The sequence below is a fragment of the Corynebacterium sp. CNJ-954 genome (assembly GCF_001942345.1).
Classification (GTDB): domain Bacteria; phylum Actinomycetota; class Actinomycetes; order Mycobacteriales; family Mycobacteriaceae; genus Corynebacterium.
Map to the genome: position 1 here is coordinate 11,891 of NZ_MKKI01000004.1, position 17,865 is coordinate 29,755.

Below are 17,865 nucleotides of genomic sequence, written 5' to 3' on the forward strand. Positions count from 1 at the left end.
AGACCCGGCAATCTTACCACCTCATGGCCCATATCCGGGTCAGGTGCGTACCATGGGCGACGACGACCACCACCGTAACGAAGGAAAGCCTGCCCATGCCCCGTCCATCACGTCCCGCCCACTCCGCCACCGTGACCGGCACGTCCCGGATCTCCCGCGACATGGTGCGGGTCACCCTCTCCTGCGAGTCCCTCCCCTACTCCGAACTGAACCACACCGACCACTACGTCAAGCTGTTTTTCCCACCGGCGGGTGCGTCCTACTCGTGGCCGTTCGACCCGGCAAAGGTCCGCGAAGAGCTCCCGCGTGAGGAGTGGCCCGTGACCCGCACCTACACACTGCGCTCCTGGGACGCTGATGCACAGACCGTGGACATCGACTTCGTCTCCCACGGCGACACAGGTCTGGCCGGCCCCTGGGCGGACGCCGCACGGCCGGGAGACCAGATCGGCTTCATGGGGCCCGGCGGAGCGTGGCACCCCGACGGTCCACACATCGTGTTCGCCGGCGATGAAGCAGCAGCGCCCGCGATCTTCGCCGGTATCGAGGCACTGCCCCAGGACGCGACTGCCGAAGCATGGATTGAAGTCGCGGATGCCGAAGCGCATCTGCCGACCCCGTCACATCCCGGAGTCGCCATTCACTGGGTGAACCGCGACGGCGCAACCCACGGAACAGAACTGGTCCGTGCGGTGACAGAGGCGGGGGTGCCGTCCGGCGACACCCGCTGGTTCATTCATGGAGTCGCCGAGATGATCCGTGACCTGCGTCGGTTCCTGTTCGTGGAGAACGGTGTCCCGAAGTCCGAGGTCTCGATCTCAGGATACTGGCGTCTCGGCATGGTCGAGGACGAGTGGCAGGCCAGCAAGCGCGAGTTCAACGAGGAGATCGAGGCAAGCGAGGCTCAGGCCGCGGCGAACAGGTAGTCGCGCTGTTCGGGAGCGATATCGCCGGTACGGCGACCCGAGACACTCATGAGCGCCACGGTGTGCTGGCCGGCGTCGAACTCCTGATAGAGGCGTGCGGTGAGGTGTACCGCCGCTCCCTCAACCACGCCGACGCCCTCCTTGGGGACGAGGGACTGCGCGATATGCGCAACCCCGATGGTCTGCAGGGGGTTCAGTACGGAGATTCCGAGCCTCGGTGCGGTCCGCAGCTTGTGCCAGGAGGGATCATCGGCAGGGATCCGGACGGAGACGAGTCCGGGAGCGAGACTTTCATCGAAGTAGGAGTCGATGACCACGCACATCATGTGTCCGTTGACCTCTGCTGCCAGGACGGCCAGGGGAAGACGGGGGGCGGACGTGGTGTCCGTGTGTGCTGTGATCATGGGGACTAGTAGACCACTCTGTCTGCGAGTATGCAAGTGGTAGCCCGCCATAAATCAGAGTAATTGCAGGTGAGACCGTGAATATAACGCAGACCGAGCGGTCTATTAACGCGCCTTCTGTGGCACCTGTTTCCGGCCGGTGGGCAACTCGGGCCACCCGTCGTCCATACCTACAGAGAAAGGGCAGTGGCCGTACAGTCCCGGATACAACGGGCCGGCGCCAATAACATCACTGTGACGGCAAGACGCCACCGTCACAGCGAAGGTCCCGGACACGGAAATCAGACCGAGCTGACCGACGATATTAGTTCCGACACCTGCCGTCGCAGAGTGACAACACCAGGATCCGTCGACAACTCCCGCAAACGTGTCTGGATGGTTTCACGTGGAACATCGGGCGACACCGTCAGGCGGAGCGACTCCGGTACGTCAACAACTTCGAGAACCCGTCCCGGCCCGGCGGCCATGACCACCACACGGTGACCCAGCAAGAGCGCTTCCTCCACGCTGTGGGTCACGAAGACAATGGAGGGGAAGGACGTCGCCCATACACGGAGAAGCTCGGCCTGCAACTGCTCACGGGTAAACGGATCCAACGCGCCGAACGGCTCATCCATCAGTACATGTTCCGGTCCTGCCGCAAGCACACGTGCGATCTGTACCCGTTGCTGCATGCCGCCTGACAGCTCATGCGGATAGCGGTCCACCGCATCAGACAAGCCGACGAGGCCCAGTAGTTCATCGGCTCGGTCAGCCTTCTCTGTCATCCCCGAATACCGGTAGGCCAAACGGACGTTCTCCTTGACGGTGTACCAGGGAAATAACGTGGGCTGCTGGAACACCACTCCCCTGTCCGTTCCCGGCCCTCGCACGCTGGTTCCGTCCACGTCGAGAGAGCCCGACGTCGGTGCGAGATAGCCTGCCAGTAGTCGCAACAGTGTTGACTTACCACATCCCGACGGGCCGACGAGACAGACGATCTCGCCGTCGGCGACATCCAACGTTATGTCACGGAGCGCCTCCACCTGTCCGCCATTCTGCGTCCGATAGATTTCGCCGACGTTCTTCACGGTGATCATTGTTCGTCCTCCCACAGGTCAGTGCGCACCACATCCGCATAGTCGTCTTTCGCTGCCGGGATATCGCCCTGACCCACGAGAAAGTCCGCCGTCGACCGGAGCGCAGCCGCGACATCGTCGAGGTAGGACACCTGGTCACCACCAGAGATGAACTGCTGTCCATTGACCTGGAGTTCGGCGGCAGCCTCGTCCATTCCGGAGGCTGTAGCGTTGACCGACACGAAATCCCCGGAGCCGTCCGGGTCAGACGAGTCCTCAACCACCCAGGCTTCCAGATCCAGCCAGGTCTTCAGAAGCTCGTCATTCGCCTCAATCCACGGGTTCGAGGCCAACGTGATGTTGTATGTGGCGTGACCACGGGCCGCCTGCTCCTCCGAGTCCGTCAGTACGGTGCCGGCCGTTGAGCCGCCCGTTCCGTCCTTCAATTCCTGAAGCGTGGGGTCCCACACATACGCGGCATCAATGCGGTCAGACTTCCATGCAGCGGGGAGTTTGTCCGGGGAGATGTTCGTGATCTCCACATCACGGGACGGGTCGATACCCGCATCAATGAGGGCATTGAGGAGTGAGTAATGTGCCGTTGACGAGAAGGGCACTGCAATCCGGGCGCCCTTGAGATCCTTGATGTCACGCGCATTCTTGGCGACCAGCGCCTCGGTCGTGCCGATGACGGAGTTCGCCTGAACAACGGAGACGTCCAGATCCAACGGCGCACTCAACGCCTTCGTCGTCGGCGTGGAGCCGAGAGCCGCGAGATCCACCGAACCAGCGGCGAAGCCCTGGACGATGTCCTGTCCGGTGGGATACCGGGTCCACTCGACGTCCGCGTTCGGCAGGCACGCCTCTGCCAATCCTGTCGCCTGTGTGTAGAGGTCAGTTGCGGGCCCACCGAGATAGCCGATCCGCACCCTCCCCTCCGCATCGGCGGGTTTCACGGGGCACACCACATCCTCTCCCCTGTCCTGCCACTCGCTGGCGGGCGGACCGACGCAGCCTGCCACGGTTGTCACCGCGAGGGCGGCACACAGCGCACCGGTTCTTCGTAATGTCATTGTTTCGTCCTCCAGGGTGAGAAGCGGCCTTCAACAGCAAGGAGCATTTTGTCGACGACCAGGGCGGCGACACCGATGACGATGATGCAGGCGATGGTCAAGGATGTGTCCAGCTGCGTACCGGAGATGTAGGCCAGTCCTCCGATCCCCGGGATACCGTCATTCATCTCCGCTGCGACGATCGCGGACCAGCACAGTCCAGCTGCGACCCGGGAACCGCTGATGATCTCGGGGAGGGCCGCGGGGAGTTCAACCGTCCGGAACACCTGTCCACGACCAGCTCCCAGAGACGTTGCAGCACGGATCCAGTCCTGTCGGACACCCGTCACACCGAGAAGGGTCGCGACGGCAACGGTGGGAAATGCCGCGAGGAACAGCAGAATCACCTTGGACTGGTCACCGATACCGAACCAGACGATCAACAGTCCGATATACCCCAGCGGTGGCAACGCCCTCAGAAATGAGAGGTAGGGCTCCACCAGGCTCCGTGCCGTGGGATTGGTACCCAACCACCAACCGACCAACACACCGACGATGATGCCCGCCGACAGACCGACAGCGATCCGTTCGAGGGTGGCGAGCAGATGCTGCCACAGGAAGTAGTCCTGGACACCACACTGCGTCGTACAGAGGTTCGTGTCCACGAGTCTCCGCGCCACCTCCCCCGGACTGGGCAGAAGGACCGCGTCGATTCCCGTGAAACGCGCGATGAGCCACCAGAGCCCGATCGCACCGGCGAATACGGCAAGATGGAGTGGGACTTTCCTGGCACCCGTCATGCGTCGACATTCGTCACTGTGACGCCTCGAGCACGGAGGGCGGGGACGACGCCCTCACCCACCCGGAACGTCTCCTCGAGGTGAGGAACGCCGGACAGAATGACGTGAGCGATACCCGCCTGGCGATAGTCGTCGATACGTTCGGCGACCTCCTCGTAGGATCCGACGAGTGCCGTCCCTGCTCCCCCGCGCACCAGACCGATGCCGGCCCACAGGTTCGGTGCTATCTCGAAACGGCGTGCATCCTGTCCACTGCTGAAGTCGGCGCCCGCACCATGGAGCTCCGTCATACGGCGCTGTCCTTCAGACTGGGAGGTCGCCAGCCCCGCCTGCGCGGCCCGGACGCGTTCCGGATCCAGGGAGTCGAGAAGGCGCTGAGCCTCAGCCCATGCCTCGTCGGCAGTGGGCCTGGCGATGACGTGGAGTCGCACCCCGTACTCCAGTGTGCGGTCGAAGGACGAGGCCCGGTCCCGCACGCGCGCGATCTTCTCCGCCACCTGCGTCGGTGGCTCTCCCCACGTGAGGTAGACGTCCGCCCGCTTCGCCGCGACCTCAATCCCCTCATCCGAGGAGCCTCCGAGGAAGACCGGTGGGCTGACGGCAGGTTGTCGTCGCAGGGCCGCACCCTCCACGTCGAGGTGTTTCCCGTGAAACGTCAACGGCTCCGTGGAGTGCCAGAGGTGATCGGCGATCTCCAGCGTCTCGTCGGCAATTTCGTACCGCTCTGCCTTTGTCGTGTAGTCACCGAACGCCTTCTGCTCAGCGTCCTCTCCCCCGACAACCACGTTAAGAAGCAGACGGTTGTCCGAGAGCTCCTGGTAGGTCAACGCCTGGTGCGCCGTGAGGGTGGGGCCGATGAGGCCGGGGCGGAGAGCAACGAGGAACTTCAACCGCGAGGTGGACGCCAGGAGTGCAGCGGTGGTCACCCACGCGTCCTGGCACCAGCGTCCTGTCGGAGTCAGGACCGACTCAAAGCCGTTGTACTCGGCCGCGCGCGCCACCTGAGTCAGATAGTCGAGGTCCGGAAGCCTCTCTCCCGTCTCAGGGCCGGCACCGTGACCACCACCGACGATCTCCCTGGAGTCGCCCGAGGTCGGAAGGAACCAGTGCAGCGTGATGTTCTGTGAGTCTGTCATGACGGATGAGTAGACCATTCTGTCTGCCAGTGCCGCCAACATTTCGTTCGCCGTGAATCTATAGACCGAGCGGTCTGTCTTTTCGCCGTGAACTGAATTATCCTGAAGTCCATGACCACAGCCCGCCTCTCCACGACTGCGCACTTCACCGCACCCGTCACCGGTCCTGCCAGGTGCTTCCACCAGATCCGCACGACTCCCGGAATCACCCGGGGTCGTCTCCACGACGATCTGGGAATGTCGCAGCCCACGGTGACCCGCCACGTCAGTGCGCTCATCGACTCGGGCCTCGTGGAGCAGGTCTCCCCCACGACTGCAGGTGGCGTGGGACGCCCCGGATCCACACTCCGGCCGGACGGCCGGGACATCACCGCCCTCGGAGCCCATGTGGGACTCCGCAGCACACAACTGGTCGCCGTCGACGCGTGGGGCGGCCGCTCCGTAAGAGAACCCTCCGGCTCCCGGTCAGCGACCTCACCCCGGAGGACGCCATGGAGGCTGTCCACCACGCCCTCAGCTCCCTGGGTCGTGGCCTCCCCTCCCCTGTCGGACTCGGCATCGCGTTCTCGGCGCATGTCGACTACGCCGGACGGATCACCTCGCCGTCCTACGGGTGGACGGATGTCGACCCCGTCTCCTACCTCGAGACCGAGATCCCCGTCGCCGTCTCCACCGGCGTCGGGGCCATGGCCGGATCCGAGCTGACCAGTTCACCACTGTCTCTCGAACGCGACCCTCTGGCATCCACCCTGTACGTCTACGCCCGCGAGTTGGTGGGGCACGCCTGGATCGTCGGGAATGCCGTCCACCAGCCCTACACAGGCTCCGCACCCACGGCGTTCAACGACATCGCCGGATCGGGCAGCTTCTCCGCACGTCACGGCCATCCGTTGGGTTCGACGGCTGTCCTGGAGACGGCGCGCCAGCGTGGATTGAATGTGTCCACGGTCCCCGATCTCGTCGGCCTGGCAGAACTCAACCCCGTCGCGCGGGGGATCCTGGACGAACGGGCGGAGCTGTTGTCACAGATCATCTCACTGGCTGTCGACGTGGTCGATCCGTCGACGGTCGTCTTCGCCGGGGAGACGTTCACCGCCGACCCCGGTACCGTGAGGATCATCGCGGAGGGACTTCGCGGAACCGGCCGCCAGCTCAGCATCCAGCGCGCCGGCGACGGGATCCTGTCCCGGGCCGCGGCCGTGACCGCACTCCACCGGCTGTGGCAGGACCCGCTGGGGGTCTAGAGCGCACTGGCGAAGGCGTCGAGCCGCTCGGTCACGTCCTGCGGCTCACGCGCCCACCTGTTGTGCCCCAGCGTCCCGGGAAGTTCCTCGACGCGGGCCGGCACCAGCCGCGCCAGTGCTTCGCAGGATTCGACGGTGCAGTAACTGTCATTGCTGAACCGGGTCAACAGAACCGGGACGTCGACGGCCCTCATGGACGCCATGTAGTCACGGTCTGCGTCCCGGAGATTGGTCAACCTGTTGCTCCGCCCGAACCTGGCCCACTCCGAGAGATGGACATCCGACTGCCGTCCGTAGTTGGTGATGTCCAGGGCACCGTCCGGCCAGAAGCCCAGAACCTTGCTGACTCCCTGCATGAGGTAACCGCCGTACCGCAGCCGGGAACGCTCCGGGTTCGAGAACGTCCGGAAGTAGGGGGAACCACTGCCTACGCCCATCATGCCGACAACGTTGAGCTCCCGGGCCTCGGGACGTGACAGGAACATCGCGCCGATCTGCCCACCCATTGAATGGGTCAGCAGAACCGTGGGATGGCCGGCATCGAGACCGAGGGACTCCTTGGCTGCACGGATTGAGAGCGGGTAGTCCTGGGAAGCCACGTGGTGGTAACCCCACTGGTGGTTCCGTCGGGCCACGGCCGTGCTCTCGCCTTGTCCACGAAGTTCACCGACAGCGACGGGAAAACCCCGTCCCGCCAACGCTTCAGCGACGGGACGGTAGTAGTGCGCCCCCATGCCGAGGCCCGGCCACAGCATGACGAGAGGACGGCCTGCCCCGGGGAACAGCAGGACCGGCGACGTGCTGCCGTCGGGCATGGCGACAGCAACGCTGGACGAGCTAGACATCGAGGAACCGGACGTCCTTCGCGTTACGGGTGATGAAGCTGCGGCGGGCGACGACGTCGTCGCCCATCAGGACGCTGAAGGTCTCGTCCGCGCTGGCGGCGTCCTCGAGGGTGACCTTCTTCAGGATCCGGTCCGTGGGATCCATCGTGGTCTCCCACAGCTCCTTGGCGTTCATCTCGCCGAGGCCCTTGTAGCGCTGGATACCGTCGTCCTTGTTGATCTTCCGGCCGTTCTCCAGACCTTCCTTCAGCTGCGCGTCACGCTCAGCGTCGGAGAAGGCGAAGCCCGGTTCACCCTTACCCCACTTCAGCTTGTACAGCGGCGGCTGTGCCAGGTAGACGTGGCCTTCCTCGACGAGCGGGCGCATGAAGCGGAACAGCAGCGTCAGCAGCAGGGTGGCGATGTGCTGGCCGTCGACGTCAGCATCGGCCATCAGGACGATCTTGTGGTAACGCAGCTTGGAGATGTCGAACTCGTCGTGGATGCCGGTGCCCAGGGCGGTGATGATCGCCTGGACCTCGTTGTTCTTCAGCACCTTGTCCAGACGGGCCTTCTCCACGTTGAGGATCTTGCCGCGCAACGGAAGGATCGCCTGGTACATCGAGTCACGACCGGACTTCGCGGAGCCACCGGCGGAGTCGCCCTCCACGATGTACAGCTCGGACTTCACCGGGTCCTTCGAACGGCAGTCAGCCAGCTTGCCGGGGAGTCCCCCGACGTCGGTGGCCGACTTACGCCGGACGAGATCGCGGGCCTTGCGCGCCGCGTCACGTGCCTGTGCGGAGGAGACCGCCTTGTTGATGATCGCCTTCGCCTCGGCCGGGTTCGCGTCGAACCACCCGGAGACATGCTCGTTGACCATCTTCTGGACGAAGCTCTTGATCTCCGTGTTCCCGAGCTTCGTCTTCGTCTGTCCCTCGAACTGGGGATCGCCGACCCGGACGGAGATCACGGCAGCGAGACCTTCGCGGCAGTCGTCTCCGGAGAGCTTGGTGTCCTTCTCCTTGAGCAGCTTGTGGTCGCGGGCGTACTTGTTCATCAGGTACGTCAGCGCTGCACGGAAACCCTCTTCGTGGGTACCGCCCTCGATGGTGTTGATGGTGTTGGCGAACGTGTGGACGGACTGGGAGTACCCGGAGTTCCACTGCATCGCGATCTCGACCTCGTGGTCGTCCCCCTCGGCCTCGAAGCCGATGATCGAGGGGTGGATCGCGGTCTTCGACCGGTTGAGGTGGTTGACGTAGTCCTTCAGGCCGTCCGGGTAGTGGAAGACCTTCTTCCGCTCCTTCGGTGCAGGACGTGTCTCCTCGCCCGGCTTCGGAGCGGCGGCATCCTCCACGGACTCCGCGGCCGCCTCCGCCTCGTTCTCCTGCTCGATGACGCCCAGACGCTCATCAGTGAGGGTGATGGTCAGGCCCTTGTTGAGGAACGCCATCTCCTGCAGGCGACGTGAGACCGTCTCGAAGTTGTAGTCCGTCGTCTCGAAGATCTCCGCGTCCGCCCAGAACCGCTGACGGGTGCCTGTGCCGCGGATCTTCTTGACCTGCTCCAGTTCAGCGGGAACAGCATGGTCGAAGACCTGACGCCACAGATACCCGTCGACCTTGATCTCGGTCTCGACGCGGGTGGACAGGGCGTTGACGACGGAGATACCCACACCGTGCAGACCACCGGAGACGGCGTAGGCCTGGGAATCGAACTTGCCGCCGGCGTGGAGCTCGGTCATCACCACCTGGACGGTGGGACGTCCCGTCGCGTGCATCGCCACGGGGATGCCACGGCCGTTGTCCGCGACCTCGACCGACCCGTCGTCATGCAGGGTGACGTCGACCTGGTTCGCGAATCCCGCCATGGCCTCATCGACGGAGTTGTCCACGACCTCCCAGATCAGGTGGTGCAGACCACGCTCACCGGTGGACCCGATGTACATGCCCGGCCGTTTGCGGACGGCCTCCAGTCCCTCGAGGATGGTGATGGAGTCCGCGCCGTACTCTCCGTTGGCGGGGGTGTTCTCGGCGGGGATGTTCTCGGCCTCGGCCACAGTCGCTTCAGCTCCTTTTCGGCAAATGGGTTAACCCCCACATTGTACCAGGTAAAAGGCCTCAGCCGTAGGTGTCACGGGGGCCGCGTCCCTTCACGTGCAGAGGCCCGTGCCGCCAACTCGGTGCCTTGGGTCCGTAGATCTTCAGTTCCGCGACGACGTCCGGGCCGATGCGTTTCGCGATCGTCGAGAGAATGGTGCTCTGCATCAGCCGGAGATTCGTGGCCCAGGCCGTGGAATCACTCTCCACATGCAGCTGTCGCTTCTTCTCGTTGTACATCACCACGCGGGTATGCCGTCCGATGTTCTCCCCGACGATCTCCGGCCAGGCACTGCGCAGCGACCCGGCGGCGAAGTTACGACCCCAGCCGTTCCGCTTGATCTCACGTTGCACGAGGTCACTGAACTGACCGGGATCACGGTAGCTGCGGTCCGGCCGTCCGTCGTACCGGGTCTTCATTTTCCGGGGTCGGCGCCCCTTCTTCCGGACGGGTCGGCCCGGCTTCCCCGCGGCGGCGCGGAGCATCTCCATGCGTTCGGCGACGGGATCCCGCTCCGGACCGTCCGCCTCGCCTCCCTGGGGGCCATTCACCGGGTCATTCACGGGAGTCACCGTCGAGCTCCGAGACCCGTCCGCCGTTGGTGTCGCGGACGGAGACGGTGTGCACCGCCGCCACCGAACGGAGGTCCTCGGGGATGTCGTCACCGACGGCGGCGGTGATCAGCACCTGCTCCGCCTCCCCCGCGAGTTCGACGAGTGCCCGTCGACGGGCGCGGTCGAGCTCGGCGAACACGTCGTCGAGGATGACGACGGGCTCCGTCCCGTCGGCCCGGTGCATGCGGTGTGCGGCCAACCGCAGTGTGAGGGCGAATGACCATGATTCCCCGTGGCTGGCGAAGCCTTTTGCTGGTTGAGTCCCGAGTACGAGCTGCAGGTCGTCGCGGTGCGGGCCGGTCAGGGTCGTGCCCCTGTCGATCTCCGCGTCCCGTCGGCGGGCGAATCCCTCGAGAAGCACGGCCTCTGCGACGTCGGGATCCAGGAGTTGCGGGTCGCCCGGTTCGCCGAGATCGATGGTGGTGGAGTAGCTGATCAGTGCAGGACGGGAGCCCGGAGCCAGACGGGCGTAGGTCTCACGGACATGAGGTTCGAGATCGTGGACGAGCTGAGCCCGTGCCGACATGATCTGGCCACCGAGTTGGGCAAGGCGGGCGTCCCAGACATCCAGGGTGGCCAGTGCGTCGTCGTCCACTCCCTGACGCAACAGAGCATTGCGCTGTTTCAGCGCTTTGTCGTAGTCGGACCGCACCCCGGCAAGCCGTGGGTACCGTGCGATCATGGTCTGGTCCAGAAAAGCACGTCGTTGTTCCGGTTCGCCGCGGACCAGTGCAAGATCCTCGGGTGCGAACAGAGTGGTACGGACGATGCCTGCGATGCCGCGTTGGTTCTTCACCTGTGTGCGGTTCACCGCCGCCTGATTGGCACCCCTGGCGTTGAGGACGAGATGGGCGGTCAGTTCACGTCCGTGATTCACCGCCGTCGCGGACAACCGCGCCGACTCACATCCTTCCCGAACAAGCGCCGAGTCGGAACTGACCCGGTGGGAACCCTGATGGGCGAGGTAGCCCACGGCCTCGACGATATTCGTCTTCCCGTTCCCGTTCGGCCCGGTGAACACGGTGACCCCGGGCCCGAGGTCGAGGTCGAGTTGACGCCAGGACCGGAAATCACCGAGATGGAGCGAGCGAATGTACATCCGGTCAGCCTGGCAGGCGCACAGGCATCAGCAGGTAGGTGAAGGAACTCTCCGGAGTGGGGAATGTACCGTCCGCGGACGCTTCCGGCAGCTCCTCGGGCTCCGGGACGAGGACTGCAGAACGCGACGCCTGGTTGAATCCGAAGACCACCCGGTCGGTGTGCACCGAGCCGAGCCCGTCCTTGAGGTAGCCGGGGTGGAAAGCGATGACCAGCGGCTCGCCGGCGAAGGCACAGGGCAGCTGTTCCTTCGCGACGCCGAGGTCACTGCCGCCGGCGGACAACGTGAGGGTCCCCTCCTCGAAGTCCATCTTCACCGGTGAGTTCCCGTCGGTCACGAGGGATACACGACGGATCGCATCGAGGAGCGGAGTGATCTCAACGCTGGCCAGCGAGGTGTGGGTCTTGGGGAACAGGGAACGGAACTTCGGGAAATCCGAGTCGATCAGGCGTGTGGTGGTACGGCGGTCGGACGTGGAGATTCCGAGAAGACGACCACCTTCCTGGTCGAGCGCGATCTCCACCGGCTCACCGGTGGAGTCCAACGAACGTGCGGTCTCAGCGAGTGTCCGTGCCGGGATGAGGAGTTCCGCAGAGATGTCAGCACGGGCAGGAACCCAGTCCAGGGTGCGTACCGCGAACCGGAAACGGTCGGTGGCCGCCAGAACGAGGTGCTCACCGTCGATCTCCATACGGATACCGGTCAGCATGGGGAGGGTGTCGTCCCGACTTGAGGCGATCGCGACCTGGCCGATCACCTCAGTGAAGAGATGGGGATCCAGTGAACCAGCGACCTGAGGGAAAGCCGGGAGAACGGGGTAGTCGTCAATGGTCATCGCAGGGAGTTCGAAGTGGGAGCTCCCGCAGTTGACGAGGACTTTGGTGCCGTCGTAGTCGATCCGGACCGGCTTGTCCGGGAGAGCACCGATGATGTTGGAGGCGAGACGCCCGGCGACGAGAACCTTGCCCGGCTCCGAGACGTCCGCGGACACGCGGACCTTGGTGGAGACCTCCCGGTCAAAGCCCGACAGTTGAAGTCCGTCGTCCGTTGCTTCAATGAGGACACCCCGGAGAATCGGTTGGGATGCCTTGCTCGGCAACGTACGGGCGACCCAGGCCAGTGCCGAGGAAAAATCGTCCTTGGACACGGTGAAACTGACGGACTGCTGGTCCACGCCTGAGGTCCTTTCGATGATGTTCGTGATTCTGCTCGTAACCCTAGCTGACACGGGTTCGTCACGGTACCGGCTCCGTCTTCGACGGAACCCGTCTGCCCGTGTGGGCCGCACGAGTTGTGCACACCGGTTATTTCTTCTTTGAATTCTCCATGGATAGATCCGGTAGAAGCAGTAGGGGGTGTGCAGACTGTGGATGAATGGCGGCGGAGGTCTCGCTCTGCTGGTGGCGCGCCTGGATCACGTTCTTGTAAGTTGTTCACACCCGGTGGATGAATCTGTGGATAACTGTGGGCGATTGTGGATAACTTCCGGACCCTGTGAGTTATCCCCAGTCGCTGCACCGTCGGTCCCCTCCCGGAGGCGGGTTATCCACAGGAGTGACCTGGGGTTTCCCTGTAGAGTGTTCCGAGCCTTGGTCCTGCGACCTGCGGAATGACAAACGTGTAATTCATCCACAGGTGCACTGCAGTTGACTGAACCCGCTGGTGGTGGTGCCCGAAATGCCGTGCAGCGGGTCAGAAATGTGGCGAAGATCACTGAATGACAAGTCTGTAATTACACGGTTGTGGACAAGGTTGTGGAAACTGTGCACAACTCCGTGATCCGCGAGGTCGGAGGGCCGAAGAGTTGTGCACTACTGGCGCGCGCGGGACTTGATGCGCTGTGTCAGTTCCTGGATCTGCTGGAAGGTCTTGCGGTCTTCCTGGATCGACTTCCGGATCTTGCGCTCCGCGTACATCGCTGTGGTGTGGTCGCGTCCTCCGAAGACCTTGCCGATCTGGGGCAGGGAAAGCTCGGTGAGTTCGCGGCAGAGGTACATAGCGAACTGACGTGCCGTCACCAGTCTGCGGACCTTCCCCTTCCCCACCATCTCCTCGACAGTGACATCGAAGTAGCCGGTGATCACGTCGATGATGATCTGGGGTGTGATCTCCACGTCCTTGGGGTCAGGCATGATGTCGCGGAGCGCGATCTCCGCTGCCTGCCGGGTGACCGGTTCCTTGCTCAGCGAGCAGTAGGCGGTGACCCGGATCATCGCCCCTTCGAGCTCCCGGATCGAGGTTTCGTAGCGCCCCGCAATGAGTTCGAGGACATCATCCGGCAGATACGTCCCCTCCATCTGCGCCTTCTTGGAGAGGATCGCCATGCGGGTCTCCAGGTCGGGCGTCTGTACGTCGGTGATCAGGCCACCCTCGAAGCGGGTACGTAGGCGGTCTTCCAGCGTCGTCAGCTGTTTCGGGGGGCGGTCGGATGACAGGACGATCTGCCGGTGGTTCTGCTGCAGCGCGTTGAAGGTGTGGAAGAACTCCTCCTGGGTACTTTCCTTGCCCTGCAGGAACTGGATGTCGTCGACGATCAGCATGTCGAGATTCCGGTAGTGGCGCTTGAACTGCTCACCCCGTCCGTCCCGGAGAGCATTGACGAACTCGTTGGTCATCTCCTCACTGGAGATGTACCGGACCTTCATCCCCTGTCTGAGCTCTCGGGCGTAGTGGCCGATCGCATGGAGCAGATGCGTCTTCCCGAGGCCGGACTCCCCCCAGATGAACAGGGGGTTGTAGGCGTAGGCGGGCTTCTCCGCGACGGCGCGGCACGCGGCGTTGGCGAACTGGTTGGACGAGCCGGTGACGAAGGTGTCGAAGGTGTACTGCGGATTGAGACGGTTCTCCGTGTCCTCGCCCTGGCTCCTCTTCGGCTCGGTGGCGGGCTCGTTCCTGGTCGGCGTCGTCGGACGGTGCTGGTAGGCGGCACCGGTGAGATCTTCCCAGTGCTGGCGTTGGCGGTCCGGAGTGATCTCGGGAACCGGTTCCGGCTGCGGCGCTGGCGGTGTCTCCACCTCGGAAGCCGACTCATCGACGCTGAGTGAGAGTGCCACCGAGTAGCCCAGCTCTTCCTCCAGTACGTCGCAGATCAACCCGGAGAGGTTGTTCTCGGTTTCAGTCCTCGCCCATTTCGAGGGGGCTTTCAGGACAGCAATGCGGTCGACGACGATCACCGGCGTGAGTTGCCGCAGCAGGCTCCTCGAACGGGAGCTCAGGCGGGGGAACTCCGCTGAGTCTTCATCGGCGTTGATCCACCTGTCGAGGAGTGAAGCCCAGACTTCCTTGAAGTCCACAGCATCGGGCATAACGGGTACCTTTCGGCGGGTGGGTCAGGGACAGCAGGACGCATGAAGTTCATTCGCAGGAATCTGACGTTCATGTGCACAACGTCTCATCATCGTTGGCCTGCGTATCCACAGCGCTGTCCACACCTGTGGATAACTTCATCGTGCTAGTTGTCAACAGGGTACTGCAGGTCTGTGGACAACCCCAACATCGTGGCGAATAATGTCCTGACCTGTACAGATGATGGGTAAATCTGAAGTTGAGGGTTCGGGGGTGGATAGAGTTGTCCACAGGGGGCTGCCGTGAACTGGGTCTTTTTCTGGTGACCAGGCAGTTCAGTTGTGGATAACCATGTGTGTCTTGCGCCGACGCGTCATCTGTGCGTAGTCGACTGTTTCCGAGGGTGACCTGCAGTGGACCGCGCGGTGAATGACACACCTGTCATAGGCCGGGATTTTGATTTGCGGGTGTGACCACGTAGGCTCGTCATCGTCTTCGAGTGTCACTGAACCGCTCTTCTGCGGTCTCTGACTCTCACCCCCGTCATAGAACGGATGGATGGCCCGGGATCTGTTGATCCTGTCCGGTCTTCCGACCCACCTGACCGCAGTCGCGGTGGATGGGCCGGTACCGGTCCGCTGTAGGGCGGCCCGGTACTGGTCGGCCGCGGCGTTGAACAACATAAGGAGTGAGTACCGTGGCCAAGGGCAAGCGTACTTTCCAGCCCAACAACCGTCGTCGTTCGCGTAAGCACGGCTTCCGCGCACGTATGAGCACCCGCGCCGGACGCGCCATCGTGTCGGCCCGTCGCCGTAAGGGCCGCGACAGCGTTACCGCGTAACGCGTCCCGCCCACACCACCACCGTGCTTGCCCCGGAACACCGGCTCCGGTCTTCCTCACTGTTCAGTGAGACAGTCCGCAGAGGTCGTAAGAAGGGGGCTCGCACGGTGGTGGTGTATGTGCATGAAAGGACGGACACCGTCGTCTCCGGGGGGCCTCGGATGGGGTTGGTGGTGTCCAAGGCGGTGGGGAACGCCGTCGTGCGGCATGCCGTGTCGCGGAGACTCCGCCACGTCACCGCTGCTCTTCTCCAGGAATTTCCCCTTCAACCGTGGCACAGTCTGGTGATCCGGGCGCTGCCCGCGTCAGCAGCAGCGACCTCAGCAGAGCTGGAATCTGATGTGCGACGAGCACTCCGTCGGCTCACCGCCTGACCCGTGGGACGTGTCCCGCGGGAGGGCGCGGGTCCTGCGGCGTGTGGTTCTTGGTTACCAGAACCATCTTTCACCCCTTAAACTAGGACCGTCCTGCCGTTTTGAGCCGTCGTGCAGCGCGTACTCCCTGATAGCCTTTTCTCGTCATGGCGTGGTGAGAGGTTTTCTCCTCAGCGTTGCTCGCCTCGCCAAATGCGGTCCCTGGCATCCCGGCGGCTGGGATCCGGTTCCTCCGGTCCGGCGTCGGACGCGCAGATGACCGTCCACCAACAACAAGGAGATTGCTCCAGCAGTGTTTGACTTCATCTACTACCCCATCTCGGCGGTGTTGTGGTTCTGGCACAAAGTCTTCGGCTTTGTGCTGGGACCTGATTCCGGTCTCTCCTGGGCTCTGGCGATCATCTTCCTCGTCGTTACCATCCGAGGCCTCCTCGTCCGCCCCACGATCAAGCAGCTGCGCTCCAGCAGGAAGATGCAGGAGATGCAGCCCCGGATGCAGGAGATCCGGAAGAAGTACGCCAAGGATCAGCAGACCCAGGCCATGGAGATGCGCAAGCTCCAGAAGGAGATGGGTGTCAATCCGCTGGCCAGCTGCCTCCCGATGTTGATCCAGATTCCGATCTTCCTGGGACTGTTCCACGTGCTGCGGTCGTTCAACCGCACGGGAACCGGCACCGGGCAGCTGGGGATGTCGATTGAGGAGACGCGGAACACTCCGAACTACTTCTTCGGTGTGGACGAGGTGCAGTCCTTCCTGGACGCGCGCTTGTTCGGTACCCCGTTGTCGGCGTTCATCACGATGGACAAGGACTCCTACCGGGCTTTCGCTGCTGACGGCTCCGTTGACTTCCAGCAGTGGAACATCGTCATCATCGTTCTGCCGCTGATGCTCATCGCGTCGGTGCTCATGCACTTCAACGCACGCATGTCGATGGACCGTCAGAAGAAGCGTCAGGCTGCGCAGCCGAAGAAGAAGAACGCCACGGCGCAGGAAGACATGATGCAGAACCAGATGATGATGATGCAGAAGCTCATGCTCTGGGTCATGCCGGTGATGATGTTCGCGGGTGGTTTCCTCTGGCAGGTCGGTCTGGCCGTGTACATGTGCGCGAACACCTCATGGATGTACGTCCAGCAGCACCTGGTCTTCCGGAAGATGGACCGCGAGGAAGAGGAGGAGAAGGCAGCCAAGATCGAGGCCAAGCGCTCCACCGCACCGAAGCCGGGCGCCAAGCCCAAAAAACCGAAGAAGGGTGACGGCAAGTAACCCTGCTCACCGCACAGACCCCGCCCCCTCCAGAGGGAGCGGGGTCTTCTGTATTTTCGCGTCCGGCTCCTCGCTACACTGGGAGCGTGAGCCAGTCAGAAGAGCATCTCCCGCCCCAGGACGTCCCCTCCCCTCCCCCAGAGGCTGAGGCGGTCTTCGGGGACCGTACGACCCTTGTGTCGCGCTATGCGGCGTGGTTACGCGACGCGGGTGTCGTCCGCGGCCTTATCGGCCCCCGCGAGGTTGACCGCCTGTGGGAGCGGCACATCCTGAACAGTGCCGTTCTCGGCGAGGTCATTGAGGAGAACGCCCGCGTCGTGGACATTGGTTCTGGTGCAGGTCTCCCCGGCATCCCCCTGGCGATCGCCCGGCCCGATCTGCGGGTCCAGCTTGTCGAGCCTCTGTTGCGCCGTGTGACGTTCTTGAATGAGGTTGTTGCCGACCTGTCTCTTGAGAATGTCGAGGTCTTTCGCGGACGGGCCGAGGAGAAAGACATCACCAAGGCGGTCGGTGGTGCAGATGTGGTCACGTCGCGTGCGGTTGCTCCGGTCGGTCGGCTCATGGGGTGGTCCCTTCCCCTCGCACGCGTGGGAGGGCACGTGAAGGCGTTGAAAGGTTCGTCGGCGGGAGAAGAGCTGGCCCGGGACGCACGGGAGCTCAGCCGGGCGGGTGGTTCGTCTGGAGCGGTGCTGGAGGTCGGTGCGGGCATCCTGGCACAGCCTACTTTCGTGGTGGACGTTGAGCGCCTACGCTGAATGACAACGATGTAATTCTGGATGACCGTTTCACGTGAAACTCTCGTTGTTCGGCACGCACACGGGGACTAGGCTATCGATGA

The 17,865-nt window shown here is 63.5% G+C and carries 18 protein-coding genes; 7 read left to right on the forward strand and 11 right to left on the reverse strand.

Annotated features, from left to right (window positions below):
• Positions 1-95: 95 nt before the first annotated feature.
• Positions 96-926 carry a siderophore-interacting protein gene (locus BJF89_RS02495; protein ID WP_187344665.1) on the forward strand — a complete coding sequence of 277 codons (831 nt, stop codon included), beginning with the start codon at positions 96-98 and terminating at the stop codon, positions 924-926.
• Here BJF89_RS02495 and BJF89_RS02500 read toward each other — a convergent pair.
• From BJF89_RS02500 to BJF89_RS02520, 5 genes are all read right to left on the reverse strand, one after another.
• Complete coding sequence (locus BJF89_RS02500; RefSeq protein ID WP_075811938.1) at positions 905-1,330, reverse strand: flavin reductase family protein; 426 nt, start codon at positions 1,328-1,330, stop codon at positions 905-907. The genes BJF89_RS02495 and BJF89_RS02500 overlap by 22 nt on opposite strands.
• A 281-nt stretch (positions 1,331-1,611) precedes the next feature.
• On the reverse strand, positions 1,612-2,409 hold the full coding sequence (locus tag BJF89_RS02505; protein WP_075811940.1) for an ABC transporter ATP-binding protein: 798 nt from the start codon (positions 2,407-2,409) through the stop codon (positions 1,612-1,614).
• Positions 2,406-3,461 (reverse strand): glycine betaine ABC transporter substrate-binding protein, encoded by a 1,056-nt coding sequence (locus BJF89_RS02510; RefSeq protein WP_075811942.1) that lies wholly within the window; start codon positions 3,459-3,461, stop codon positions 2,406-2,408. The genes BJF89_RS02505 and BJF89_RS02510 overlap by 4 nt, the downstream gene beginning before the upstream one ends.
• Positions 3,458-4,240 carry an ABC transporter permease gene (locus tag BJF89_RS02515; protein WP_075811944.1) on the reverse strand — a complete coding sequence of 261 codons (783 nt, stop codon included), beginning with the start codon at positions 4,238-4,240 and terminating at the stop codon, positions 3,458-3,460. The genes BJF89_RS02510 and BJF89_RS02515 overlap by 4 nt, the downstream gene beginning before the upstream one ends.
• Positions 4,237-5,376 carry an LLM class flavin-dependent oxidoreductase gene (locus BJF89_RS02520; RefSeq protein WP_075812115.1) on the reverse strand — a complete coding sequence of 380 codons (1,140 nt, stop codon included), beginning with the start codon at positions 5,374-5,376 and terminating at the stop codon, positions 4,237-4,239. The genes BJF89_RS02515 and BJF89_RS02520 overlap by 4 nt, the downstream gene beginning before the upstream one ends.
• Before the next feature lie 425 nt (positions 5,377-5,801).
• On the opposite strand from BJF89_RS02520, the gene BJF89_RS02525 reads away from it, so the two are divergent.
• The gene (locus BJF89_RS02525; protein ID WP_255372466.1) at positions 5,802-6,620 is read left to right on the forward strand and encodes a hypothetical protein; all 819 of its coding nucleotides are present in this window, start codon (positions 5,802-5,804) and stop codon (positions 6,618-6,620) included.
• Here the strand turns inward: BJF89_RS02525 and BJF89_RS02530 are convergent.
• From BJF89_RS02530 to dnaA, 6 genes are all read right to left on the reverse strand, one after another.
• Positions 6,617-7,465: an alpha/beta fold hydrolase gene (locus BJF89_RS02530; RefSeq protein WP_075811946.1), complete on the reverse strand. Its 849-nt coding sequence runs from the start codon at positions 7,463-7,465 to the stop codon at positions 6,617-6,619. The two genes, BJF89_RS02525 and BJF89_RS02530, sit on opposite strands and share 4 nt — an antisense overlap.
• The gene (gene gyrB / locus BJF89_RS02535; protein ID WP_075811948.1) at positions 7,458-9,506 is read right to left on the reverse strand and encodes a DNA topoisomerase (ATP-hydrolyzing) subunit B; all 2,049 of its coding nucleotides are present in this window, start codon (positions 9,504-9,506) and stop codon (positions 7,458-7,460) included. The genes BJF89_RS02530 and gyrB overlap by 8 nt, the downstream gene beginning before the upstream one ends.
• A 61-nt stretch (positions 9,507-9,567) precedes the next feature.
• Positions 9,568-10,038, reverse strand: a complete 471-nt coding sequence (locus BJF89_RS02540) for a DciA family protein (protein WP_075812119.1) — start codon at positions 10,036-10,038, stop codon at positions 9,568-9,570.
• 64 nt (positions 10,039-10,102) lie between these two features.
• Complete coding sequence (gene recF / locus BJF89_RS02545; RefSeq protein ID WP_075811950.1) at positions 10,103-11,260, reverse strand: DNA replication/repair protein RecF; 1,158 nt, start codon at positions 11,258-11,260, stop codon at positions 10,103-10,105.
• 4 nt (positions 11,261-11,264) lie between these two features.
• Positions 11,265-12,434, reverse strand: a complete 1,170-nt coding sequence (gene dnaN / locus BJF89_RS02550) for a DNA polymerase III subunit beta (protein WP_075811952.1) — start codon at positions 12,432-12,434, stop codon at positions 11,265-11,267.
• 637 nt (positions 12,435-13,071) lie between these two features.
• Positions 13,072-14,565: a chromosomal replication initiator protein DnaA gene (dnaA, locus tag BJF89_RS02555; protein ID WP_075811954.1), complete on the reverse strand. Its 1,494-nt coding sequence runs from the start codon at positions 14,563-14,565 to the stop codon at positions 13,072-13,074.
• A gap of 677 nt (positions 14,566-15,242) precedes the next feature.
• Here dnaA and rpmH point away from each other — a divergent pair.
• The 5 genes from rpmH (at position 15,243) to rsmG (ending at position 17,782) form a co-directional block, all read left to right on the forward strand.
• Positions 15,243-15,386: a 50S ribosomal protein L34 gene (gene rpmH / locus BJF89_RS02565; protein WP_075811958.1), complete on the forward strand. Its 144-nt coding sequence runs from the start codon at positions 15,243-15,245 to the stop codon at positions 15,384-15,386.
• A 23-nt stretch (positions 15,387-15,409) separates the two neighbouring features.
• Positions 15,410-15,760, forward strand: coding sequence for a ribonuclease P protein component (gene rnpA, locus BJF89_RS02570; protein WP_075811960.1), 351 nt, complete (start codon positions 15,410-15,412; stop codon positions 15,758-15,760).
• Entirely contained in the window at positions 15,726-16,019 is a 294-nt protein-coding gene (gene yidD / locus BJF89_RS02575; RefSeq protein WP_083650458.1) for a membrane protein insertion efficiency factor YidD, read from the forward strand. Before rnpA ends, yidD begins: the two co-directional genes overlap by 35 nt.
• A 33-nt stretch (positions 16,020-16,052) precedes the next feature.
• Positions 16,053-17,027 (forward strand): membrane protein insertase YidC, encoded by a 975-nt coding sequence (gene yidC / locus BJF89_RS02580; RefSeq protein WP_075811964.1) that lies wholly within the window; start codon positions 16,053-16,055, stop codon positions 17,025-17,027.
• Positions 17,028-17,113: 86 nt separating this feature from the next.
• Positions 17,114-17,782 (forward strand): 16S rRNA (guanine(527)-N(7))-methyltransferase RsmG, encoded by a 669-nt coding sequence (rsmG, locus tag BJF89_RS02585; protein WP_075811966.1) that lies wholly within the window; start codon positions 17,114-17,116, stop codon positions 17,780-17,782.
• Positions 17,783-17,865: the final 83 nt, after the last annotated feature.